Here is a 22,635-nt window from a genome sequence, read left to right on the forward strand (position 1 = left end):
CAATGGCGTCATGAGTCGTCCTCTTTTCGCTTGATCATGATTTGAAGATCTTCCTCTTTTTCTTCACGCACTGCTTTTTTTGTTTTTTCGATCGTCAGTTCAATTTGTTTCAGCCTTAATCTTCGTTCATCCTTAGCATGTGCGAGCTCTTCAAACTGTTTTATTAAACGCCTGAGTTCACCCATTGCACGGGATTGTGCATTTAGAAACGTCGCATGCCGATCCCATGAAAATTGAAACGAATATTCTTCTGAGGTGATGTCTAGTTCTGGCTGAATGCCTTCTCCTGTTTCTTCTAATGAAGAAGGCATGTATGCCGCCTTTTTCAACTCTTTGATCATGTCCTCTTGATCTGCTACATACATGATTCGCTGCGCCCGAATAATGGCTGCATATTGAATTTGAATTTGATCCCAGATTAAATCAAGCGATGTGCGTCCATCCATTTTCTCCATGATTTCAATCGTTTCATCTGAAAGAAATTGATTGAAGATTGAGTGTGCTTGCTTTGACGAAGTTTTTTGTCTTTGCCATCCGTATCGCCTTTTCCACGATTTGACGGTATGGATCGAGACATTGTAATGATCAGCAATTTGCTGGTACGTCATCCCCTTCATATAATCCTGCTTGGCCTCTATCCGTTTATCTTTCATTTACATTCACCTGCCGCCTCCTTTTAATTCGAATGATTCCCTTTGAAGGAATCATTTGTGTAGGGCTAGCAAACATTCGTTTGGTCTTTCTAACTATAGGTGGCAACTGTAAGACAAGCCTTAGCTGATTTATTTTTGGATAGAAAAAACGCCTATTCAGCTGCTCTGAATAGGCGTTCTTGTACTTTTTTGGACATCTTCGTCCGCGCTCTTTCCATATGTTTTTGCACAGTTCCTTTTTTGACATCCAGCATGACCGCAATCTCGCTAAACGATAATCCTTGTGTTGTGTGCATAAAGAATACGTCCTTTTCTCGATCTGTTAAAACAGACAAAGCTTCATCAATTCGTTTTTTGTCTCTCTCACTGACTTCTCTTTCTTTCTCTTGAATAAGGGTATATTCATGTGATAAAGCCTCTAACACTTCTGGATTTGCAAGAATGGTGCGCTGATAGACTGAACGTCTGTCTAACCCTCTGCGCGCACCTGGCTCTCTTCCGATTTGTAGCCATTCTACTACGTATTCTAGATCGCTCACCATACTGGCGATCATTTTTTTATCATGCTTGTCTTGAACGGACAGCTGATGTTCTTCTTTTTCTTTAAATGGTTCATATTGTTTTCTAGCATTCTTTAAGGCTCTTTTATATTCAATGAGTAAATCTTGCATATTGGCTCTCTCCCTTTTTTAAGAAAATAAAAAACGGACACCAATCAGGTCCCCTTTTAACAGGGTCTTGATCAGTGTCCGCAGGCTTTCCGTCTTGGACGTATTATGATTTGATGTGTTTAGTCAGTTAGCTGATTTTAAAACCAATCTCGTGATCTACTCTTGCAAAATGACCTTTTGCCGTTTGAATAATGGTTTTTCCATGTTCAGGTACATCCATTTGATAAGCCGTTCCTACATTTCCATCTAACACGATGACTTGAATTTTTCCTTTTTCCATCTCACCGACAAATGTTTGGTTATCTTGAATGAATAGTTGTTTTGGCTCGTTCATATGCTTGTCTCCTTTTTTGGTGATGGCCTCGTGCCACCACCTACCGTATTGATAATGATTTCAACTCTTTCACACATACTATAAAACTGGGAAACTCTTAAATCGACAATCTGCTGAGGGACTTGATCGGCTATAGAATGAAGTGCTTCTTGAATATGCTGTAGACTTGGCTGTAAGATGCTGACGTGTATCGGGCGTATCAACCCTTTTTCTGCGTATGTACGCTTTTTTTGGCAGTCAGCTATGTCAAGCGGCATGTGATCAAATAAACGAATTTCAAGTGATAGTGCGCCTTCTAATTTTTGCGGGCATTGTACTTTTGCAGCTGATCGTATTCTTTTCATCAAAGTCTCTTTTGTTAACAAATGTTCATGTTCAATGATTAAATGGATGACCATGTTATGATCTCCCGTCATCCTCTGCCCACTGGCGGATATCTTGTTCGTTTTTACTCGCTTTGAGCAAGCATTTCAAAAATGTCATGATTTGCTTCCATCGTTTCACGTCGCCCTAATTCCTCCTTTTTTGTCATCGACTTAGCTTTCAGGAGGGTCATATATGTCTCTTTCTCTTCTGCTGTGGCAAAAACAAACATCGGTTTCTGTTGATAAAAGGCGATCCAGCCGCCAGCTTGGTCTAAACAAAGCTGCGCTTCTTTTCTAGCATCAAACATCAGCTGATGTCTCATCTTCTTCAGATCCCTCCAAACTGTCATCAATTTCTGTTTGGTATCCATATCGTTTCATGTCATATGACCAGTAGCTTTTTGGATAACCAAAGTCACTCATCTGTGTCACCATTGGATGTTCAATATTCATTCTGCTCGTCTCTCCTTTTCTAAGAACTGATCTTCTTCTAGAGAATTACTCTTTTTGTGTAACTTCTGACCAAAAAAAAGCTCTTGAACACCGGTATTTAGCAGATCTGCAATATGCTTTGCTATTTCTAAGCTTGGCTTCGTTCTGCCCATTTCTATATTCGCATAGCCGCTTGTGTACTTATAACCTAATTTTTTCGCCATATAGGTTTGTGTTTTTCCTTGCAATATGCGCTCTTCTCGTAAATTTTCAAGTTTCATCTTTCCACCTCTTACTCAATATGTGTAAGTTATATTCATTATGATAATATACACAAAACGAGTAAGTCAACCATATTTTTATTCTTTTTGTGTATTTATTTATCTTTTCCGTGTAATTCATGATAAAATTTACTCATAACATGAAAAAAGGTGTTTCTGATGGATAACTTGACTGGGAAGATTTTAACTGAATTAAGAGAGAAGCATGGATGGAGCAAGTCAACAGTTGCTAAAAAACTCGGATTAAAGGCGATGTCCACTTATGCAAACTGGGAATATGGCTTGAGAAAGCCCGACGGTGAAATGATTGTGAAAATTGCTGAGTTATATGGGGTCTCAACCGATTATCTTCTCACAGGTAAGGACAAAGGCAGACACGATGACGATCTTGCAGACGATCCTGATTTGCAAATTGCGTTTAAAGCCGCCTCAGATTTTTCCGAAGAAGCACGAAGACAAACCATCGATTTTATTAACTACATTAGAGAGAAAGAGAAGCAAAAAGGCCGTCAGCCAAAACAGCGAGACGACCATTGATCACTCTTTCATCTGCTTTACATTGCTGGGGTGAACCCAGCTTTTTTTATACCTCTTTTTTCCCTTAAAAAGAAAGAGCATATGAATAAAAAATCATGTGTTTTTTTAATATTCCCGATATAATATGTGACAATTTTCACCACAATTACTCTTTTTTCACATATTATAATTGACATATAATTCTATTAATATTAATATATGTATATACCAAAAAAAAGGAGTGTTACCGATGAAAAAATTCATGAAAGTCTGTACATTGTCTTTAGCTGCTTTAGGTGCTCTTACGTTCTCTCAAACTGAAGGTGCTCATGCAGCTGCACAGCCAAAAGAACCAGTCATAGCAAAAGCTCCTATTATGAATAAAGTAATTACAGTGAACCGTACACTTTCCGTAGGTTCTTCAATCGCCGTCTCTCTTCCAGCAAGCCAAATTTCTGTGTCGGGTGCAACGTATGCGATTCAATTAGATCAAACGGCTCCAAACTTCACTTGGATTCGTGCCGTACAACGCGGTTCAGTAACCGTTTCTTACTATAATTCACAAGGTGAGCTTGTCATTAACTATATTACGGTTCGATAAGCAATCTAGCTTTACATATCTGAAGGCGATGACATGGAGTCATCGCCTTTTGGTGTTTAAAGTTGGTTTCATTTGATTCGTGATTGCCAACACCTCCCCATTATGTTAACTTTTAATAAAAATAAGTTAACATAATAAAGGAGGCATTAATGATGAAAGAGCAACTGTCTTTATCTTGGGAAGCGATAGCGGAGAAGGCCATGAAAAATGAACCGATTACGGTGCAAGAGGCTTTAGACATTCTTGAAGCTGACGATAGTGAATTGTTACCTATTATGCATGCAGCCTATCAAGTACGATTTCATTTTTTTCAAAAAAAGGTGAAATTAAATATGATTTTCAACGCAAAAAGTGGATATTGCCCTGAGAACTGTGGATATTGTTCACAGTCGATGATTTCAAAAGCACCGGTTGAAAGATATTCAATGCTTGATCAAAAAACCATTGTGGCAGGGGCGCGTGAGGCTCTCAAAAGAAAAGCCGGGACTTATTGTATTGTGGCAAGCGGGAGAGCGCCTTCTCATAGGGAATTAGATGAAGTTACAGCAGCAGTAAAGGAAATCACTGAAACGATGCCTTTGAAGGTGTGTGCCTGTCTTGGGTTATTAAATGAAGACAAAGCGAAGCGGCTGAAGGAAGCGGGTGTTCATCGGTATAATCACAATATCAATACACATCATGAACATCATGCTCAAATTACGACAACTCATACATACGATGACCGCGTGTCGACCATTGAGCAGGTCAAACAGTCTGGCATGTCACCTTGCTCAGGGGTCATTATTGGAATGGGTGAAACCAATCAGCAAATCGTTGAAATGGCTTTTGCGCTTAGAGCACTTGATGCGGATTCAATTCCAGTCAACTTTCTTCATGCCATTGAAGGAACACCGCTTGAGCATCAAGAACGGACACATCCGATCAAAGCATTGAAAGTGCTGGCAATGATGAGATTTGTCAATCCAACAAAGGAAATTCGGGTATCCGGAGGTAGAGAGTTTAATTTACGGACACTCCAGCCGCTCGCACTTTATGCGGCAAATTCGATTTTCGTTGGTGATTATTTAACCACAAAAGGCCAGCAAGTCCAAACGGATCATCACATCATTGAAGATTTAGGGTTTGAAATAGAAGAATGTGCGTTATAAAAAAGTCTGCCGATTCACCGGCAGACTTCTAAGATTAGAATCTTTTATGAAAATCGACAGTTCCGCTTCCATCTTCTCTGTCAAAGCTGCCAACAAACGTCCAGTTAATATATCCACCGTCACCATTGTTGACAAACGTACCATCTTCAAATACCCAAATCCCAAACGTAATACCGTCATATTCAACACTATCATAGTAGACAACATTGTTCAGACCGCTAAAGTCGTGATCTTGGCTTAAGTTTTGGACAACTACGTTGTAGTTTTGACCTGCTTCATAGAACGCACTGTATGCCGCGTTTTTTACGAATCCATCACGATTTTGAGATGATTTTACTGCTTGTTCAATTTTATCGGCAATGGCTACTGGATCAATTGAGACACTTCCATCAACACCTGTTGTTGTAGCAGCTTCAGCCGTTTGACCAAAAGTCGTAAGAGATAGAGGGGCAGCAATCATTGACGTGGCGATGACAGAACCAACAAACATTTTACTTGTTTTTCTCATATTTTCTAACTCCTCCTTTAATTGGTATGTTTATGTACTACCCCTTTCTCTGTCTCTTAAACACTAATTTATGAAAAAAATTCTTATTCTACCAATTAAGAGGGTGTTTTTACTGTTTAATTAGGCGAAATAACAAAAAAACTACTCTTTTATAAAGAGTAGTTTACATATTACATGAACAGGATAAATAAAATCACACCTAGGATAATTCGGTATATCGCAAAAGGCACCAGTTTGATTTTATTGATCAGTTTTAGGAAGAATCGAACAACAAAGAGAGCCACAACAAACGCACTCACAAAGCCGACGATAAAGAATGGCAGCATGTCTGTTGTTAAATATTCAGCATTTTTCACAAGGGTTAACAAGCTTGCTCCCGCCATAATTGGCATCGCCATGATAAATGTAAAGTCTGCCGCAGCACGGTGATTCAAACCAAGAATAACCCCGCCTGCGATCGTCGAACCTGAGCGCGAGAAGCCTGGCCATAATGCCAAACATTGAAACAGTCCAATATAAAGCGCCTGTCTGTACGTCATGTTATCGACAGAGCTTGTTTCTGTTTTCCGTTTATTGATCCAGTCAGCGACAAGCATCAGCACTGCCCCTAAAATCAAACCGACAGCGACCGTTCTGACGTCAAATAAGTATTTATCAATATAATCTTCAAATAAGAATCCTAAAATGACGGCTGGAACAAGTCCAACAGCAATTTGGGCGATGGTCAGCTTATGCCCGCTGCGCTTTTGTTCTTCGGTGATATTTTTCTTTAAGCCCAATAAGTTTAAAATACGATCTTTAAACACGATCATGACAGCTAAAATAGAGCCTAACTGAATCACGACTTTAAATGTATTAGCCGCTTCTGGCGTAATAATTTCCTTTGATTTTAGCCAAAGATCATCGACAATGATCATGTGACCTGTAGATGAAACAGGTGCGTACTCTGTTAATCCTTCGACAATTCCTAAAACCAGTGCCACGAATAAATCCCATAGATTCATGATTTTCTTTCCTTTCAATTCTGATCTTTTAAACACGCCAAACATCTATGTCCACATAAAGACAAGCTTCCTTTATCGAAAGCTCGTCTTTATGATACTATATTTTTTTCAAAAAAAGATTATGACATCAAACCTTTTCTTCTTTATACAAATTGGACCGCATTTTAAACCAATCAAACAGGTGGGTTGTGATAACCTTCAGAACGGCATACGTCGGAATAGCGACAATGATGCCGATGACGCTGAACAATTTACCAGCTGTTAATAGAACAAAAATAATCGTAATTGGGTGAATATGAAGGTTTTTCCCCATCACCTGAGGCGAAATAAATTTACCTTCAATGAGCTGAACCACTGTCCAGACAATAATGAGTTTTAAAAGCATCACTGGTGACGTCACAAGTGCAATCACAATCGCTGGTGTAATCGCAATTGTTGGACCAAGGTAAGGTACTACGCTTGTACATGCCGCAATGATAGCAAGCAGCAACGCATAGTCAAGTCCAATGATCATATAACCGATTAACAGAAGAACACCGATACAGAAGCTGACAATAATCTGTCCGCGAATATACGAGCTCAGCCGGTGGTTCATTTCGTGAAGCACGATATGTGTATGTTCTCTCATTTTATTTGGAATGAATTTCAAGAAATAGTCAGGCAGCTTTTTGCCGTCTTTTAATAGATAAAACAGAATGAACGGCACCGTCACGATCGAGATGATAACTTCTGTGAGCGCCCCTAAGAATGTTCCTACACCGGTAAAGGTACTTTCCAAAATCTTCGTCGCTTGACTAGATGCTTTACTTACCAATTCAGACACGTTAAAGTTCATCGTTTTTTGCACTTGATTAATAAAGTTACTTCCTGTTAATTGTCTAATTTGTTCTTCTACTGTATCGACGTATTTCGGAAGATTATGAAATAGACTCATGGTTTGAGCTTGTAAAAAAGGAATAATAGACACGATGGTCACTGTAATAATCCCAATAATGACAATATATAAAAGCAAAATGGAATAGATCCGCTTGATTCTTGCTTTCTCTAACAAGTTGACAATTGGATTTAATAAATAATACACAACCCCCGTTAAAATAATCGGTAAGGCAATGGTTTTGACGAGTACAATGAGCGGTGTGAAAATAAATGATGTTTTCATGAAAACAAGGATATTCAATCCGATTAATAGCAGGACGAGTAAAAAGAGAACAAACTTGTTATCAAGAAAAAATTTTCTAAATCGACTGCTCCACATTTGCATAGAATTCATATCGTTCCTCCAAACACGGGCTATTTTATGAGTAAATTGTACACTACTTGATCATGATATGGTGATCATTGTTTCAGCTTTTTTTCCCATTTTGCAATAGACATCGCCCATATAATGAGAATCGGCTGTCCAATAAGTCTTATCCATAGCAAAGCTTGTTCTGTATTTTCTTGACCTGGAAATGGTATTCCCTCACGTGCAGCAAATAAGTTTGCCGGGAAAATGAGTACAAGATAGACAGCAATGAATTTTGCCGCTGCAATCCTGGAATCCGGCAAAAGCAGCAGCACGGCCAGCAGCCATTCAAGACATGCAGTCACATAGACCATTACATATGGAAATGGCCAGCCTGGCATCATGCGAGCAAAGCCGCCCGGCTCTATTAAATGAAAAATACCAGCCACTATGAATAAAAGCGCAAAGGTGTATGTACTTCCTATATGCAGGACGCGCTTCATGTTTCCTCCTCTCCCTTCTATCCTGAGTATTACCCGAAGAAGGAAGAAACTACCCACTTTTCGTACATTTATATCCTTTATGTAAGACGCATCAGCCTATATAAAGGTTTCATCCGCTTTTCAATAAAAAGAATATTCTTTCATACAAACGCTTTCAAAGCATGTATAATCAGAGGAAAGCAGAAGGAGGGAATCACATGATTCGATTTGCTGTCATCGGAACGAACTGGATTACAGATCGGTTCTTACAAGCTGGTGAAGGAATCGCTGACTTTACATGTACAGCCGTCTATTCAAGGTCCGCTGAAAAAGGACAGACCTTTGCCGAAAAATACGGGATTGAGACGGTTTTTACGAACTTACAACAAATGGCGGAAAGTGATACGTTCGATGCCGTGTATATTGCGAGTCCAAATGCCCTTCATAAAGAGCAAGCCATGTTGATGATGGAGCATCAAAAGCATGTTTTATGCGAAAAACCATTCGCCTCTCATCGAAAAGAAGTGGAAGAAATGATTGCCGCAGCAAAAAAACATCAAGTGTGTTTGATGGAAGCGATGAAAACGACATTTCTGCCAAACTTTCTGCAAATCAAACAGCACCTTGATCAGCTTGGATCTATCAGGCAAGTGGTCGCGCATTACTGTAAATATTCCTCAAGATACGATGCCTATCGAAACGGCGAGCTTCCAAATGCCTTTAAGCCGGAGTTATCCAATGGTTCGTTAATGGATATCGGGGTGTACCTCGTTTACCCAGTCATATCCTTATTTGGTCTGCCGAATCAAATCACCGCGAGAGGCTATAAGCTTTCTTCTGGTGTGGATGGGAATGGTTCAGTCCTTTTACAGTATGACGGGCATCAAGCACTTCTTTTTCATTCTAAAATTTCAACGTCTCATTTATCGGCTGAAATTCAAGGCGAGGATGCCACGATGGAGATTGATCAATTCCACCGGCCTTCACGAATCACGATACATCATCGTGACGGACATCAAACTGACATCTCGCTCAAAGATGATCAGCCAGCTATGTCTTATGAAATCAATCATTTTATTGAGTGCATTCAGCAGGGAATGGGGCAGTCTCCGGTCAATACATTTGCGTTATCTGTTCAAACCATGTCCGTCATGGACGAAGCAAGAAGACAAATGGGCGTGATGTATCCTGCCGACAGACAAAATGTATAGGGCATGAAATTGATGAAAAAAGGGCGGATTATTTTTTGGTTCGCCCTTTTTTTACGTTTCGTGTCAGTCGCTTATTTTGCCGCTAACACATCCGCAAATGCTTTCACATACGGCGGAAGGTCCGGCGGACGTCTGCTGGAGATGAGGTGGCCATCTGTGACGACCGCCTCATCAAACCAGTCCGCACCGGCATTTGTCATATCATCTTTAATACCAGGTGTACTTGTCACTTGTCTGCCTTTCAGGATTCCTGCTGAAATCAGCACCCAGCCGGCATGGCAAATCTGCCCGATTGGTTTTGCCTTCGCATCAAATGTACGGACGATGTCTAATACTTCTGGATAGCGGCGCAGTTTATCAGGCGCCCATCCGCCAGGGACAAGCACAGCATCATAATCATCAGCTTGAATGGAATAAAAATCTGCATCAGATACTGCCGGCACACCATACTTCCCGATGTACTCATGATTTGCTTTTTCACCTACAAGATGGACAGTCGCCCCTTCTTCTCTTAAACGCAGAACTGGATACCACAGCTCTAAATCTTCAAAATCATCACTGACAAACGCAATAACCTTCTTATCTGATAAACGCATTCTATCTCTCCTCTTCTTTCGATTTCCTCTATTGTACGAGATGTCCTCTTAAAAAGAAAAGCGGTTCCCCTCGAGGAGAACCACTTGACCTTATTCGCTGATCTTGAATTTTTTAATTAAATCGCGTAATTCTTCCGCCATTTGGGAAAGAGTCGTGGATGAAGAACTAATCTCCTCCATCGAAGCAAGCTGTTCTTCTGCTGAAGCTGCGATATCTTGGATGCTTGCTGAACTCTCTCTTGATACATCTGCAATTTCATTCACTGCTTTAGAAATTTGTTCAGATCCTTTCGACAGCTCGCGCACTGTTGTATTCATTTCATTCATTCTTGCTGCTATTTCCGCTGTTTGCTCATTTATTTGTGAGAAGCTTTCTTTCGTTTGATCTGTAATAGTAAGACCGTTCTTTACTTCTTCATTCACTGCTTTGAACATATTTTGAGATGTTTCAATTTCAGAGACGATTTCATTCACAAGCTTTTCAATCTCTTTTGCTGAATCTGATGATTGAACCGCTAGTTTACGCACTTCTTCCGCAACAACAGAGAAGCCTCTGCCTGACTCGCCTGCGCGTGCTGCTTCAATAGCGGCATTTAGTGCAAGTAAATTCGTTTGATCCGCTATGCCGTTAATCACGCCTAGGATGTTTGTGATATCTTTTGATTTATGCTCGAGTCCGTTGATCACGCCTTCAGCTTCTTTCACTGAATGGTCAATCGTCTTCATTTGGCCGACAGTTTGCTCCACAAGCTGGCCGCCTGTTTCTGCGACTGTTTTTGATTGAACAGATGACGCTGTGATGACATCAGACGTTTCGGCAACTTCGTTCAGTCCTTCATTCATTTGTTTTAAATGAACTGCGCTTTGCTCCACCATTTCGCTTTGATTTTCATTGCCGTTTGAGAATGTTTCAATAGACGATGTAATATGTTCGGTTGCTTTTGTTGTTTGACCTGCACTTGCCGTCAGTTCTTCAGATGATGAAGCGACATTCTCAACAGATGTTTGTACAGCTTGAATGACATCTCTTAGAGACTCACTCATTTCATTAAAGCTTGTGCCAAGCTGTCCAATTTCATCTTTTGAGTGGACATCAATTTTTTCTGTCAAATCTCCCTGACTGATCTTCTTCGAAGAAGAGACAAGAGTGGAAAGTGGTTTTGTAATGGAACGGATGATAAAGAAGATCAGAATCCCGCCAATGATAAGCGCGCCGGCTAAAATGATGGCGGCCATATTAAAAACTGGCTGTGCAGCTTCTTCTACTTCACTGACAAACATCGTCCCGACAATCTTCCAGCCAGTCGCCTTGTTTGTGGTGAACTCCATTTGCTTTTCTTTCCCTTCAAACATATAACTCATAGATCCTTTATCTTGTGAATACAGCTTTTCTAACCATTCATCACCAGATAATTTGGTTCCAGCTTTTTTCTTTGGATGTGCCACATATGTGCGATCTGGACTTGAAATAAAGGCATAGCCTTGTTTCCCAATATTAATGCTATTGGACTCTTTTACTAGATTCTCAATGTCTAGGTTCATCGCAATAACGCCTGATCCATCCTCTAGTTTTTTAGAAATTGTGACCACAAGCGTACCGGTCGAAGCCGTTGCATATGGTGCTGAAACAGACAGCTCACCGTTTTTCGCCCAGCCGTCTTTATACCAATCCCGCTCAGTTGCGACATAATCGGCAGGCATTTTTTGATTAGGATATCTTGAAAACACTTTGCCGTCACTTGAAGCGACAAAAATACCTTCTGTGTCATCATTCATACTCATGAACTGCTCAAAGCGTCCTTGAATATCGGTCGTGCCTTTTTGCTTGAGCTTTTTCTCCGTGATCCATTTGCTAAAGAAATCGGCTGCGTCTGTTTTCACTTTTACAACCTTCGTAATATTTTTATCTAGCTGCTCTACATTTTCCTTTGCGCTTTGCATAATTTGATCATTTAAGGAGGTGCTTGCCGTATGATATGAAGAGAATGCCAATACGATGATTGGGCATAAAAGAATAAATAAGAAAGAGAATACGAGCTTTTTTGATATAGATGGCTTTCTGAAATACTGTATGAATTTCATAAAAAAGAAAACTCCTTTTCGTAAGATAGTATATATATCGGAAGTACTACTAGGTTCTTTACTTTTTTAACTTATTAAAGTCTAAATAAGTCCAAATTACCCAATTTATATGCATTGAATGGAAAAACACCTGACGTTTTGGCGTCAGGTGTTTCGCTACTCTCTTACATTTTAAATTGTTTAATGAGCTCTCTTAGTTCTTCTGCCATCTGAGATAAAGTGGCAGAGGAAGAACTGATCTCTTCCATAGATGCAAGCTGCTCTTCTGCTGAAGCTGCGATATCTTGGAAGCCTGCTGAGCTTTCTCTTGAGAGCTCTTTGATTTGATTCACCGCATGAGAAATATCATTTGAGCCATGTGATAACTCTTTGGCTGATCCGTTCATTTGTTTCATTTGTTCTGTCATTTCTGATGTTTTATCAGTGATTTTCTCAAAGCTCACTTTTGTTTCATCTGTAATGTTTAATCCAGACTGTACTTCCCCTGCTACTTGTTTAAACATTTTCTGCGATTTTTCTATTTCCTCCACAATTTCGTTCGTCAGGCTTTCAATTTCTTTTGAAGAGCTTCCTGACTGCTCTGCCAGCTTGCGGACTTCTTCTGCGACAACAGAGAAGCCTCTGCCAGCTTCACCTGCTCGTGCAGCTTCGATCGCAGCATTTAAAGCAAGGAGATTCGTTTGATCCGCAATACCGTTGATGACCCCCAGAATATTTGTAATATCCTTTGATTTCTGCTCTAAACCTGCAATGACAAGCTCTGCTTCTTTTACTGCCTGCTCAATGGTTTGCATTTGACCTGCTGTTTTTTGAACGAGTTCTCCTCCAGCCTGAGCGGTTTTGCTCGATTCGATCGACGATTCCATCATATGAGAGGTCGTGTCGACCATATGCGATAGGCTGCGATCCATTTCGTTTAACTGAACTGAGCTTTTTTCGATCATATCATTTTGATGTTCAGTGCTGTTTGAGAACTGTTCAATAGAGGATGTGATATGCTCGGTCGCTTGAGCTGTCTGTCCTGCACTTGCCGTTAATTCTTCAGACGAAGCAGCCACATTTTCAATCGAATTTTGAACAGCTTGAATGACTTGTTTCAGCTTTGCTGACATGTCGTTAAAGCTTTGCGCAAGTTTACCTATTTCATCGTGCGTACGAACTTCAATATGCTGGGTCAAATCACCTTGACTGATTTTCTCAGCCGATTCAGAGAGCTCTATCAGTGGCTTTCGAATCGATTTAATAATAAAATAAACCGCGATTCCGCCAATGACAATCGCAGCCGCAAGGATGATCATTGTTAAGTCGAGCACTGGCTGAGCGGCTTTTTTTACTTCATTCACATACATCGTTCCAGCAAGCTTCCAGCCTGTTGCTTCATTTGTGTCAAAAAACATTTGCTTCGGCTGGCCATTGTATTCATATTCAAAGCTGCCTTGTTTTTTATCATACAATTTCGAGATAAAGTCACCAGTCAGCTTTGTCCCAGCCTTATCGGTTTTATGGGCAACATAACGCTGATCTGAGGTGGCGATAAACGCATAGCCTTCTTGGCCAATTTTGATGCTGTTTGTATCTTTTATAACCGTATTTAATCGTACATTTACCCCGATCACACCAGATCCATCTGCTAATTGTTCTGATATTGTGATGAGCAGGTCATCAGATGACTTACTTGTAAAAGGATCTGAAATAATGAGTTTCTTATCTCCCATCGATTGCTGAAACCATGGTTCATTTTTTGCGCTCTTTGCATTATCTTTGTGTATCTCGGAATATTCAGTTAGTTTACCATTTTGATCTGCAACAAATACTTCTACTACATCGTCATCTGTTTCCGATAATTGCTCTAATTTCACTTTGAGTAAATCTTTGTTTTTAGCAGCCAATTCACTCTTTTTGACCGATTTGGATAAGTATGAAACAATGTCAATTTTAGGCTGTATATCTTTATTAATGAGTTCATTTAATTGTTGAACACCATTTGCAGCGCTAGACATAATCTCATCATTGAGAGACTTTGATGCCACTTCATAAGAAAATGCGGCCAATACGAGAATTGGCACTAGGAGAATCGCTAAAAATGCAGTAATTAATTTCTTCGACATCGTAAAGTGCTTAAAAAAGTTGATTTTTTTCATAACTCTACTCCTTTTGATTTATGATTTGTGGTCTTTCTCTTCTATTCTTAGGTAATATGAATTATTTTTCAAGGAATAATGTTCAAAAAAACCAAAAAATAAGTACAATTACCTATTTCTTTTTATTCAATAAATAAAAAGAGCCTCTAGTTGGAGGCTCTTTTCTTCATGTCTATTCAACTTTAAACTTGCTAATTAAATCGCGTAATTCTTCTGCCATCGAAGAGAGTGTGGCAGAGGATGAGCTGATTTCTTCCATTGATGCCAGTTGTTCTTCTGCTGAAGCAGCAATGTCTTGAATATTTGCTGAGCTTTCACGTGATACGTCTGCGATCTCACGAACAGCCTCTGACACATGTGCAGAGCCTTTTGAAAGCTGGACAACGGTTTGATTCATTGTTTGAAGCTGGTTAGAAATTTCTTTTGTCATGTCGAAAATATTGTGGAAGCTTACTTTCGTTTGTTCAGTGAAGCTTAGGCCTGATTGAACTTCTCGATTCACCGCAGTGAATACTTCCTGGGATACGTCGATGTCTTGCACGATTTCATTGATCAAATTCTCAATTTCTTTTGCCGAGTTAGCAGATTGAACCGCAAGTTTTCTTACTTCTTCTGCTACAACGGAGAATCCTCTGCCAGATTCACCAGCTCTTGCTGCCTCAATTGCTGCATTTAGTGCAAGTAAATTCGTTTGATCGGCAATTCCATTGATGACACCGAGAATTTGGGTAATGTTTTTAGATTTATTTTCAAGCGCCCTGATGACGTTCTCTGCTTTTTTCACGGACTGATCAATGACATTCATTTGAGAAGCCGTTTTTTCAACAAGCTGTCCGCCTTCTCCTGCGATATCTGTTGATTTGATCGATGAAGCCGTAATAGACTCAGCCGATTCATTCATATTTTGAAGACCACGGTTCATTTCCTCTAACTCGACTGAGCTCAATTCGACTTTATCATTTTGGCTTTCATTTCCGCTGGAGAATTGTTCAATGGCTAGTGTAATATGCTCAGTTGCTTTACTTGTCTGTCCTGCACTGGCAGTCAGTTCTTCTGATGAAGATGCGACATTTTCGACTGAAGTTTGAACGGCTCCAATGAGGGATCTCAATGAATCAATCATCGTATTAAAGCCTTTCCCAACTTGTCCAATTTCGTCATCTGACTGGATCTGAAGCTTATCGCGCAAATCACCATCGCTGACTTTTTTCGAGAAACGGGCAAGATTGGATAATCTTTTTGAAATAGAGCGGACGATAAAGAAAATAAGGGTTCCTGCTACAATGAGTGTGACACTGAATACGATAATGGCAGTATTGAAAACGGGCTTTGCCGCTTCTTCTACTTCAGATACGAGCATCGTTCCACCAATTTTCCAGCCGGTTAATTCATTGGTGACATATGCAACCTTTTTATCTGTTCCTTTGAGGGTATAGCTGCCGCTTCCTTCTTTGTTTTTATAAATAATACTGGCCAGATTTTCATTGACCTGACTTCCTGACTTTTGGGTTGGATCTGCTAAAACCGTTTGATCTTTCTCCATCATGAAAGCATAGCCTTTTTGCCCAATTTTGATTTCTTTTAGTTTTTGGAGCAGGCTGTCAATTTCCATATCAAGACCAATGACACCTGAACCATCTTTCGTTTTTTGGGCAATTGTGATCACCATTTTGCCTGTGGATGCTGCTACATATGGTTTTGTGATGACTTGTTTGCCGTTTTCTGCTTTCAATGCCTCTTGATACCAAGGACGTTCTCTTGGATCGTAGCCATCCGGCATCTTTTGGACTGGGTATTGCATAAACAATCCCTTTTCAGAGCCTGCATAGATCGCAGAAACATCTTTTTCATTAATTTTTCCAAATTGCTGTAATTCTTTAATGGTTGCATTTCTATTTTTTTCTTGAAGATTAGACGCTTTGAGTGAATCTGAGAACAGTGTCACAGCATCTGATTTGTTTCCAATATTCTCATTGATTAAGGTATCAAATGCATTGACCTGACTCATCGCACTGCCCATAATCTGTTTGTCTAGCTCTGTCTTTGATGTAAAAAACGCACTAATTGTCAGTGCCACGGTTGGCAGGATAAGAACTACCAAGAAGGCAATGATTAATTTTTTTGAAATGGATGGTTTTTTGAACCATTGGATCATTTTTCCCATTTTAACTTTCCCCCTTTACTTCTCTAAAGTTAATATCGGATGAAAGGTGTATTTTTAGAGACTGGAAATGACGTTTAAAAATAAAAAAAATACCCAGACAATTCTGGATATTTTTTCATCATTATTTAATTAATTTTAAATTGACTTGTGAGCTCTTTTAGCTCCTCTGCCATGTTGGCAAGTGTTACAGAAGAAGACGTGATTTCTTCCATAGATGCTAGCTGCTCTTCTGCTGAAGCCGCAATGTCCTGAATGTTTGCTGCGCTTTCTCTTGAGACTTGGCGCATCTCCTGCATCGCTTGTGAAACAAGCTTTGAACCGCTCGATAGGTCAATGGCTGTATCGTTTAATTGTGACAGTTTTTTCGACATTCCTTCTGCCGCCTCATAAATGTGCTGGAAGCTTTCTTTAGCTTCTTCTGTCATACCGAGCCCTGCGTTTACTTCTCGATTGACTGCTTTGAACATATCTTGAGATTTAGCAATTTCTAACACAATTTCTTGGATAAGCTTCTCAATTTCTTTCGCTGAATCTGCGGATTGGACAGCTAGTTTTCGCACTTCTTCGGCAACGACGGAGAAGCCGCGTCCTGATTCACCTGCTCTTGCTGCTTCGATTGCTGCATTAAGCGCAAGTAAGTTTGTTTGATCCGCAATGCCGTTAATGACATTTAAAATACTCGTAATATCTTTAGACTTGTATTCTAATTCTTTCATGACCTGTTCTGCTTCTTGTACGGATGTATCAATATGTTTCATTTGGCTCGCTGTGCTTTCAACAATTCGCCCGCCTTGACCAGCCGCCTCTGTTGATTGAAGTGAGACAGCAGCTACTTCAGATGAGGTTTGTGACATATCTTGTAATCCTTCGTTCATTGCCACAAGCTGATTCGTACTAGATTCTACTTTCTCGTTTTGTGCTTCATTTCCATTTGAAAATTGTTCAATCGACATCGTGATATGCTCTGTTGCTTGACTCGTTTGACTGGCACTTGCCGTCAGCTCCTCTGAAGCCGAAGCCACATTGTCGACAGATTGCTGTACAGCACGAATGACGTCACGAAGAGATTCACTCATCTTGCTGAAACTTCTTGTGAGATCTCCTATTTCATCCTTCGATTTCGTTTCGAGGGTTTCTGTTAAATCCCCTTCACTCACTTTTTCTGAGAAATCAACAAGCCTTCTCAGTCCAATTGTGATCGAGCGAACGATGAAGAAGATAGCGACACCACCAAGGATAAATGAAGAAATTAAAAGAATAATGGCAGAATTCCAAACTGGCTGTGCTGCTTCTTCTGTTTCTGAGACAAACATCGTTCCAGCAATTTTCCAACCTGTTAAATCATTTGTTACAAAAACGAGGCGTTTTTGTTCTCCTTTATTCTCATAAGTTGATGTTCCTTCTTTGCCGCTGTAAAGGATAGATGAAATATTTTCTGTGACCTTAGATCCTGATTTTTCTTCTGGATGGGCTACAATTTGTTTGTTTTTATTTGCAATAATTGGATATCCTTCTCGTCCAATTTTAATATCTTTTATTTTATTTACAATGTCTTGCACATCAATATCGATTCCGATGACTCCCGACCCATCCTTCAGTCGCTGAGCAATCGTGACAACCATGCCGTTTGTTTTGGAAGAGCCCTTTCCGTTTGTTGTGGCAGAAATGTATGGATTGGAGACAACAGGCTCACCTTTTTCATCCTGCATCGCTAGTTGATACCAATCACGTGTTGTTGGATCATAGCCTTTTGGTATGTCTACTTTAGGAAACTGAATGAAATCACGATTTTTACTTGCTGCATAAAAACCTACTACATCATCTTCATTGATTTTGCTGTATATCTCAAAATGCTCATACAGTTCGTCCTGGTTTTTCTTTTTAAAGTCTGCAGCAGTAGATGTTTCAGCAAAGAGTTTCACCGCTTTTTCCTTATTCGAAAGCTTTTGCTCGATCATGTCATTCAGTTCATTGACTCTTGCATTTGCTCCGTACATGATTTCATGATCTAGTTCTTCTTTGGCAATCTGATATGAAATCGTACTGAGTGTAATAATGGGCAAGACGAGAACAAGTGTGAATGAAATAATCAATCTTTTAGAAATCGATGGTTTTTTCAACCATTTTATGACACTTTTCATGTTTTTCCTCCTTTTAAACGTTATTTTATATATCGGACGGCTTGATATTATTTTCATGTTTTTCAAATAAAAAGGATGACTTTTTGTTTATTTTCACAAATTGATTCCTTGCCCAAGCACCCTGCATACGCTAATACTAAAGGGGGCGCTTTTCATATGATTATCCTTTCAGGACAGCCAGTGACTAATGAGCAGCTGGCATCGTTTCAGCTAGAAGGACAAAAGCGGATCATTTTGATGCAGTTACAGGCCTCGAATGGTACGTTCCGCTATAGGCAAGCATCTGATTTGTTATTTGAGGTCACTTTAAGATCGAACATTATGAATGCTGCAAGAGATTTGAATAAAAGCGGTGCCTCATTTGCCATCTTTCAAAGATCGCGTGCAAATGATGCGTTTTGGCGTGTATCGGAAGCAGGAGCACTAGAGCTGCGCTATCAAGTGGAGCCATCTAGAGGCATTAAAGACATTTTTGAAAATGGTTCAAAATATGCATTTGAGTGTGCAACGGCGATTGTCATTGTGTTTTATATGGGGGTCTTGCAAACAGTAGGCGAGGAGAAGTTTAACCGAAGACTTCGCAGTTTAACACTGTATGACTGGCACTATGATACTTTGTCAATTTATACAGAGCGCGGAAATGATTTTATCTATGGAGATTGTTTATATTTCGAAAATCCAGAGTTTAGCTATCAGCAGTCGCAGTGGCGCGGGGAAAATGTGATTTACTTAGGAGAAGATCAATATTACGGTCATGGGCTTGGAATTTTAACAGCGGCAGAAATTATCGACAAACTGAATAAGAGAAGACGGCCAGGTGCAGTTCAATCCGCTTATTTATTACCGCAGACTACCCGGATGGATGTGATTTATCTCAGGCAAATGTTTGGCAGCTAAAAAAAGCCTCTTGTCTATTGGTTATGACAAGGGGCTTTTGTATGCCTTGCGTTTACGATAATTTTGGAGTGTGCCAAGCATCGTGTTCGCAAGGATCTCCATTTCTTCTAAATCTTTTCTTGTGACCGGTGGATCGTGCCTGCTCCACTTCACATATCGAACAAAATAGTAATGACGAATGGGCGTAAGGACGGCAGGAGAATGAGGAAAATCATCAAACCAAAATTCAATCTGACCTTTTTTTCGGTAGGAATGTTTTAAGATGTCCATCCTGTCACACCACCCGTCATGATTTTATCTCTTCGTCAGTTCGTGCATGATGTCTTCAACGGTTAAAATCGAGTGAATACGTCCAACGCCCTGTCCTGCCCACAGAGCCATTTGTTCAGGTTTACCGCCGGCAGCGGCTGCTTTTCGCATCGGTGTTGTCCATACATGCTGAACTGGATAAGGAAGAACCCTATCTTCATGCAGGCTTTCATCCTCCATCCACTGATTCACAATACCTCTCGCTCTTTTCCCAGAAAAAAGCCTTGTCACCCTTGTTTCACTGCCTTCTGCCTGTAAAATGGCCTTCTTGTATACCTCTGCCGCAGCACTTTCCTGGCTGGCTAAAAACCTTGTGCCGATTTGAACCGCATCTGCTCCAAGCGCCAGCACTGCTTTCACACCTGCTCGGTCCGTGATGCCTCCGGCGGCAATCAATGGCACGCGACAGAGCGGTTTGACATCAGAGATCAAACTGATCAGTCCCATCAGTGCGTCTCCTTTTGCACGTAAAAATGTGCCGCGATGCCCCCCTGCTTCACTTCCTTGCAGAACAATGGCATCCATTCCTTTTTCCTCTAAAAGAAGTGCTTCCTCTTTTGTTGTGGCCGTTCCGATTAAAAAGGTTCCCTTTTGTTTTAAGCGGTGAATCGTTTGTTCTTTTGGACAGGCGAATGTAAAGGAAACAATCGGAACGTCTTCTTCCAGAAGAATGTTGATTTTTTGTTCAAAATCATCCCACAATTCTTCTTCGTTTGGCATCCTATCTGCTGACGGGCGTGCAGGCAGTCTCTTTTCCCAAAATGCCACATCCTCTTTTTTCACTTCTGGAATTGGCTCTGGTACAAACACATTGACCTGAAACAGACGGGATGTCAGTTGTTTGACTTCTCTAATCTGCTGTCTTAAATGGTCAGGCTGCACATATCCACTTGCCAGGCTTCCAAGCCCTCCGTATTCCGAAACAGCGGCTGCCAGCTGCGGTGTCACAGCTCCTCCTGCCATTGGCGCTTGGATGATTCCATGTTTAATCTGCAGTAACTTTTTGATATCCCCCATTTACTTCCCCCATCTCTTACTCGTTTGACGACACTTGTACATAAAAATGACGATGTCTCGGCCCGTCAAACTCACAGAAATAGATTCCCTGCCACGTGCCAAGTACAAGATCTCCATCATGAATGAGAACATGCTGAGACGCCCCCATATAACTCGCTTTCATATGCGCTGCCGTATTCCCTTCCATATGGCGGTCCTTTGGATGTTCCCACGGGAAGACTTCATCAAGCCGGCGAAGCATATCCCGTTTCACATCTGGATCCGCATTTTCATTAATGGTAATCCCTGCTGTCGTATGTGGACAATAGACGATGACAGTTCCGTTTTGTATGCCTGTTTCCCTGACATATTGGAGAACCTCGTGTGTGACGTCGATCATGCCATCGCGTCTGTCTGTTTGTACATTGATTTTTTTCATATGAGCTGCCCCTTTTTGACGTTTCTATAAATTCATACCCTTTTTATGTGAAACAAATCTTCTTACCTAAAGTTTACCAAGCAAAAAAACCTCGTCAAGCAGTACGAGGTTTTTAAGAAAAATGAACCTTTTTGACTTCAATGGTTCGAATATGGTGGTCTTCAGCATCAATGATCGTAAATTCACAGCCTTCTGCTTCAATCGTATCTCCAATGTCAAAATCAAATTTATGCGTCATCATCCAGCCTGCAATTGTATCAACATCATCATTCTCAATGGCTAAATCCAATAAATCATTTACTTCGTCAATTAACGCTTTCCCATCCATCACATAATGGAAATCACCTTTTTTCACGATGTGAGGTGTTTCATCCTGATCATATTCATCTCGAATCTCTCCGACAATTTCCTCTAATATGTCCTCCACTGTGACAAGTCCCGCTGTACCTCCGTATTCGTCTACGAGCACTGACATATGGATTCGTTCCTTTTGCATCAAAATGAGCAATTCTTGAACAGGGGTGCTTTCAATGACTCGGATCACCGGACGCATTAAGTCTTCAATAGATACATCTTGATTTAGGAAGCTCGCTTTAAATACATCTTTGCTATTGATAACTCCAATCACATGATCTTTGTCCTCTTTAATAACAGGGTAGCGTGTGTACCTTTCGTTCAGCATATAATGAGTCACATCTTCTAAGGTCTGTTCAATCTCTATAGCTGAAATTTCTGTACGCGGGATCATGATCTCTCTCGCCACTCGGTTATCAAATTCAAAGATTTTATTCACATATTTGTACTCAGATTGGTTAATCTCACCCTTCTCATAGCTTTCAGATAAAATGAGTCGCAATTCTTCCTCACTGATCGCCACTTCATGTTCTTTGACAGAATGATAACCAAATAATTTCACGATGCTTCGTGCAGCCCCATTTAATGCTTTAATAAACGGGTACATGACTTTATAGAAAAAGATGAGTGGTTTTGCTGTCACAAGGCTGACGGCCTCTGCCTTTTGAATGGCAATTGTTTTAGGCGCGAGTTCTCCAACAACAACATGTAAAAACGTAATGATCACAAATGCGATGATAAACGAAAGGATGTCAGTTAATGCGGAATGAAGCCCGATTTTTTCAAAAAGCGGATGCAGAAAATGCTCCACCGTCGGCTCACCCAGCCACCCTAAGCCTAAAGCTGTGATGGTAATTCCAAGTTGGCAGGCGGACAAATATTCGTCCAGATTTGATATCAGCTTTTGAACATGGATGGCCCTTTTATCACCGCTTTCAATCAGCTGGTTAATTTTAGAGCCTCTAATTTTCACAATCGCAAATTCAGTGACAACAAAAAATGCTGTCGCAGCAATGAGTAATATGACTAAAAATACGTTTAAAATGTACAAAAAAACCCTTACCTAACACTGGTAAGGGCTCACC

Annotated in this window: 25 protein-coding genes; 5 read left to right on the top strand and 20 right to left on the bottom strand. The window is 40.4% G+C overall.

Annotated features, from left to right (window positions below; all coding sequences use genetic code 11):
* Nucleotides 1-8: 8 nt before the first annotated feature.
* From terS to MHI46_RS14795, 7 genes are all read right to left on the bottom strand, one after another.
* Entirely contained in the window at nt 9-653 is a 645-nt protein-coding gene (terS, locus tag MHI46_RS14765; RefSeq protein ID WP_024423266.1) for a phage terminase small subunit, read from the bottom strand.
* A 152-nt stretch (nt 654-805) separates the two neighbouring features.
* Nucleotides 806-1,324 (bottom strand): sigma-70 family RNA polymerase sigma factor, encoded by a 519-nt coding sequence (locus tag MHI46_RS14770; protein WP_039181011.1) that lies wholly within the window; start codon nt 1,322-1,324, stop codon nt 806-808.
* A 127-nt stretch (nt 1,325-1,451) separates the two neighbouring features.
* Nucleotides 1,452-1,658, bottom strand: coding sequence for an XtrA/YqaO family protein (locus MHI46_RS14775; protein WP_047203978.1), 207 nt, complete (start codon nt 1,656-1,658; stop codon nt 1,452-1,454).
* Nucleotides 1,655-2,056, bottom strand: a complete 402-nt coding sequence (locus tag MHI46_RS14780; RefSeq protein WP_251181207.1) for a holliday junction resolvase — start codon at nt 2,054-2,056, stop codon at nt 1,655-1,657. Before MHI46_RS14780 ends, MHI46_RS14775 begins: the two co-directional genes overlap by 4 nt.
* A gap of 50 nt (nt 2,057-2,106) precedes the next feature.
* Nucleotides 2,107-2,346, bottom strand: coding sequence for a hypothetical protein (locus MHI46_RS14785; RefSeq protein WP_144246071.1), 240 nt, complete (start codon nt 2,344-2,346; stop codon nt 2,107-2,109).
* Nucleotides 2,324-2,476, bottom strand: coding sequence for a hypothetical protein (locus tag MHI46_RS14790; protein ID WP_175297167.1), 153 nt, complete (start codon nt 2,474-2,476; stop codon nt 2,324-2,326). Before MHI46_RS14790 ends, MHI46_RS14785 begins: the two co-directional genes overlap by 23 nt.
* On the bottom strand, nt 2,473-2,736 hold the full coding sequence (locus MHI46_RS14795) for a helix-turn-helix transcriptional regulator (protein WP_058838052.1): 264 nt from the start codon (nt 2,734-2,736) through the stop codon (nt 2,473-2,475). The genes MHI46_RS14790 and MHI46_RS14795 overlap by 4 nt, the downstream gene beginning before the upstream one ends.
* 159 nt (nt 2,737-2,895) lie before the next feature.
* Between MHI46_RS14795 and MHI46_RS14800 the strand changes: the two genes are divergently transcribed.
* From MHI46_RS14800 to bioB, 3 genes are all read left to right on the top strand, one after another.
* Nucleotides 2,896-3,273, top strand: coding sequence for a helix-turn-helix transcriptional regulator (locus tag MHI46_RS14800; RefSeq protein WP_251181209.1), 378 nt, complete (start codon nt 2,896-2,898; stop codon nt 3,271-3,273).
* 229 nt (nt 3,274-3,502) lie between these two features.
* Nucleotides 3,503-3,853 (top strand): hypothetical protein, encoded by a 351-nt coding sequence (locus tag MHI46_RS14805; RefSeq protein ID WP_039181025.1) that lies wholly within the window; start codon nt 3,503-3,505, stop codon nt 3,851-3,853.
* Between the two features lie 152 nt (nt 3,854-4,005).
* Entirely contained in the window at nt 4,006-5,001 is a 996-nt protein-coding gene (bioB, locus tag MHI46_RS14810) for a biotin synthase BioB (protein ID WP_342503260.1), read from the top strand.
* A gap of 34 nt (nt 5,002-5,035) precedes the next feature.
* Here bioB and MHI46_RS14815 read toward each other — a convergent pair whose 3' ends face one another.
* The 4 genes from MHI46_RS14815 to MHI46_RS14830 all read right to left on the bottom strand — a co-directional run bounded on the left by MHI46_RS14815 (nt 5,036) and on the right by MHI46_RS14830 (nt 8,241).
* Nucleotides 5,036-5,509 (bottom strand): hypothetical protein, encoded by a 474-nt coding sequence (locus tag MHI46_RS14815; RefSeq protein ID WP_024423274.1) that lies wholly within the window; start codon nt 5,507-5,509, stop codon nt 5,036-5,038.
* A 170-nt stretch (nt 5,510-5,679) separates the two neighbouring features.
* Entirely contained in the window at nt 5,680-6,513 is an 834-nt protein-coding gene (locus MHI46_RS14820; protein WP_039183288.1) for an undecaprenyl-diphosphate phosphatase, read from the bottom strand.
* Between the two features lie 127 nt (nt 6,514-6,640).
* Complete coding sequence (locus MHI46_RS14825) at nt 6,641-7,783, bottom strand: AI-2E family transporter (protein WP_058838056.1); 1,143 nt, start codon at nt 7,781-7,783, stop codon at nt 6,641-6,643.
* A 65-nt stretch (nt 7,784-7,848) separates the two neighbouring features.
* Nucleotides 7,849-8,241 (bottom strand): DoxX family protein, encoded by a 393-nt coding sequence (locus MHI46_RS14830; protein ID WP_260774672.1) that lies wholly within the window; start codon nt 8,239-8,241, stop codon nt 7,849-7,851.
* A 197-nt stretch (nt 8,242-8,438) separates the two neighbouring features.
* On the opposite strand from MHI46_RS14830, the gene MHI46_RS14835 reads away from it, so the two are divergent.
* Entirely contained in the window at nt 8,439-9,431 is a 993-nt protein-coding gene (locus MHI46_RS14835; protein WP_260774673.1) for a Gfo/Idh/MocA family oxidoreductase, read from the top strand.
* Between the two features lie 71 nt (nt 9,432-9,502).
* On the opposite strand, the gene MHI46_RS14840 is transcribed toward MHI46_RS14835, so the two are convergent.
* From MHI46_RS14840 to MHI46_RS14860, 5 genes are all read right to left on the bottom strand, one after another.
* Nucleotides 9,503-10,027, bottom strand: a complete 525-nt coding sequence (locus MHI46_RS14840) for a type 1 glutamine amidotransferase domain-containing protein (RefSeq protein ID WP_024423278.1) — start codon at nt 10,025-10,027, stop codon at nt 9,503-9,505.
* Between the two features lie 90 nt (nt 10,028-10,117).
* Nucleotides 10,118-12,109, bottom strand: coding sequence for a methyl-accepting chemotaxis protein (locus MHI46_RS14845; protein WP_260774674.1), 1,992 nt, complete (start codon nt 12,107-12,109; stop codon nt 10,118-10,120).
* A 164-nt stretch (nt 12,110-12,273) separates the two neighbouring features.
* Entirely contained in the window at nt 12,274-14,250 is a 1,977-nt protein-coding gene (locus MHI46_RS14850) for a methyl-accepting chemotaxis protein (protein WP_039181043.1), read from the bottom strand.
* Between the two features lie 172 nt (nt 14,251-14,422).
* Nucleotides 14,423-16,414, bottom strand: coding sequence for a methyl-accepting chemotaxis protein (locus MHI46_RS14855; protein ID WP_039181045.1), 1,992 nt, complete (start codon nt 16,412-16,414; stop codon nt 14,423-14,425).
* A gap of 125 nt (nt 16,415-16,539) precedes the next feature.
* Nucleotides 16,540-18,555 carry a methyl-accepting chemotaxis protein gene (locus MHI46_RS14860; protein ID WP_039181049.1) on the bottom strand — a complete coding sequence of 672 codons (2,016 nt, stop codon included), beginning with the start codon at nt 18,553-18,555 and terminating at the stop codon, nt 16,540-16,542.
* 156 nt (nt 18,556-18,711) lie between these two features.
* Here MHI46_RS14860 and MHI46_RS14865 point away from each other — a divergent pair, with 156 nt between their 5' ends.
* Nucleotides 18,712-19,452, top strand: a complete 741-nt coding sequence (locus MHI46_RS14865; RefSeq protein ID WP_039181052.1) for a protein-glutamine gamma-glutamyltransferase — start codon at nt 18,712-18,714, stop codon at nt 19,450-19,452.
* A 21-nt stretch (nt 19,453-19,473) separates the two neighbouring features.
* Here MHI46_RS14865 and MHI46_RS14870 read toward each other — a convergent pair whose 3' ends face one another.
* From MHI46_RS14870 to MHI46_RS14885, 4 genes are all read right to left on the bottom strand, one after another.
* Complete coding sequence (locus tag MHI46_RS14870) at nt 19,474-19,722, bottom strand: hypothetical protein (protein WP_058838062.1); 249 nt, start codon at nt 19,720-19,722, stop codon at nt 19,474-19,476.
* A gap of 24 nt (nt 19,723-19,746) precedes the next feature.
* A complete protein-coding gene (locus MHI46_RS14875; RefSeq protein WP_260774675.1) occupies nt 19,747-20,778 on the bottom strand; it encodes a nitronate monooxygenase in 1,032 nt (343 codons plus the stop codon).
* Between the two features lie 16 nt (nt 20,779-20,794).
* Nucleotides 20,795-21,196 carry a secondary thiamine-phosphate synthase enzyme YjbQ gene (locus MHI46_RS14880; protein ID WP_058838064.1) on the bottom strand — a complete coding sequence of 134 codons (402 nt, stop codon included), beginning with the start codon at nt 21,194-21,196 and terminating at the stop codon, nt 20,795-20,797.
* 112 nt (nt 21,197-21,308) lie between these two features.
* Nucleotides 21,309-22,601 carry a hemolysin family protein gene (locus MHI46_RS14885; protein ID WP_024423287.1) on the bottom strand — a complete coding sequence of 431 codons (1,293 nt, stop codon included), beginning with the start codon at nt 22,599-22,601 and terminating at the stop codon, nt 21,309-21,311.
* Nucleotides 22,602-22,635 lie beyond the last annotated feature (34 nt).

Origin of the sequence: Bacillus sp. FSL K6-1000 (assembly GCF_038630785.1) — a bacterium.
Classification (GTDB): Bacteria; Bacillota; Bacilli; order Bacillales; family Bacillaceae; genus Bacillus; species Bacillus safensis.

Coding starts and splice junctions, on each gene's coding strand:
- MHI46_RS14780 (WP_251181207.1), bottom strand. CDS start 2,056: ATGGTCATCCATTTAATCATTGAACATGAACATTTGTTAACAAAAGAG.
- bioB (WP_342503260.1), top strand. CDS start 4,006: ATGAAAGAGCAACTGTCTTTATCTTGGGAAGCGATAGCGGAGAAGGCC.
- MHI46_RS14795 (WP_058838052.1), bottom strand. CDS start 2,736: ATGAAACTTGAAAATTTACGAGAAGAGCGCATATTGCAAGGAAAAACA.
- MHI46_RS14800 (WP_251181209.1), top strand. CDS start 2,896: ATGGATAACTTGACTGGGAAGATTTTAACTGAATTAAGAGAGAAGCAT.
- MHI46_RS14830 (WP_260774672.1), bottom strand. CDS start 8,241: ATGAAGCGCGTCCTGCATATAGGAAGTACATACACCTTTGCGCTTTTA.
- MHI46_RS14775 (WP_047203978.1), bottom strand. CDS start 1,658: ATGAACGAGCCAAAACAACTATTCATTCAAGATAACCAAACATTTGTC.
- MHI46_RS14850 (WP_039181043.1), bottom strand. CDS start 14,250: ATGAAAAAAATCAACTTTTTTAAGCACTTTACGATGTCGAAGAAATTA.
- MHI46_RS14840 (WP_024423278.1), bottom strand. CDS start 10,027: ATGCGTTTATCAGATAAGAAGGTTATTGCGTTTGTCAGTGATGATTTT.
- MHI46_RS14860 (WP_039181049.1), bottom strand. CDS start 18,555: ATGAAAAGTGTCATAAAATGGTTGAAAAAACCATCGATTTCTAAAAGA.
- MHI46_RS14825 (WP_058838056.1), bottom strand. CDS start 7,783: ATGAATTCTATGCAAATGTGGAGCAGTCGATTTAGAAAATTTTTTCTT.
- MHI46_RS14815 (WP_024423274.1), bottom strand. CDS start 5,509: ATGAGAAAAACAAGTAAAATGTTTGTTGGTTCTGTCATCGCCACGTCA.
- MHI46_RS14875 (WP_260774675.1), bottom strand. CDS start 20,778: ATGGGGGATATCAAAAAGTTACTGCAGATTAAACATGGAATCATCCAA.
- MHI46_RS14845 (WP_260774674.1), bottom strand. CDS start 12,109: ATGAAATTCATACAGTATTTCAGAAAGCCATCTATATCAAAAAAGCTC.
- MHI46_RS14820 (WP_039183288.1), bottom strand. CDS start 6,513: ATGAATCTATGGGATTTATTCGTGGCACTGGTTTTAGGAATTGTCGAA.
- MHI46_RS14865 (WP_039181052.1), top strand. CDS start 18,712: ATGATTATCCTTTCAGGACAGCCAGTGACTAATGAGCAGCTGGCATCG.
- MHI46_RS14835 (WP_260774673.1), top strand. CDS start 8,439: ATGATTCGATTTGCTGTCATCGGAACGAACTGGATTACAGATCGGTTC.
- MHI46_RS14880 (WP_058838064.1), bottom strand. CDS start 21,196: ATGAAAAAAATCAATGTACAAACAGACAGACGCGATGGCATGATCGAC.
- MHI46_RS14870 (WP_058838062.1), bottom strand. CDS start 19,722: ATGGACATCTTAAAACATTCCTACCGAAAAAAAGGTCAGATTGAATTT.
- MHI46_RS14855 (WP_039181045.1), bottom strand. CDS start 16,414: ATGGGAAAAATGATCCAATGGTTCAAAAAACCATCCATTTCAAAAAAA.
- terS (WP_024423266.1), bottom strand. CDS start 653: ATGAAAGATAAACGGATAGAGGCCAAGCAGGATTATATGAAGGGGATG.
- MHI46_RS14770 (WP_039181011.1), bottom strand. CDS start 1,324: ATGCAAGATTTACTCATTGAATATAAAAGAGCCTTAAAGAATGCTAGA.
- MHI46_RS14790 (WP_175297167.1), bottom strand. CDS start 2,476: ATGAATATTGAACATCCAATGGTGACACAGATGAGTGACTTTGGTTAT.
- MHI46_RS14785 (WP_144246071.1), bottom strand. CDS start 2,346: ATGAGACATCAGCTGATGTTTGATGCTAGAAAAGAAGCGCAGCTTTGT.
- MHI46_RS14805 (WP_039181025.1), top strand. CDS start 3,503: ATGAAAAAATTCATGAAAGTCTGTACATTGTCTTTAGCTGCTTTAGGT.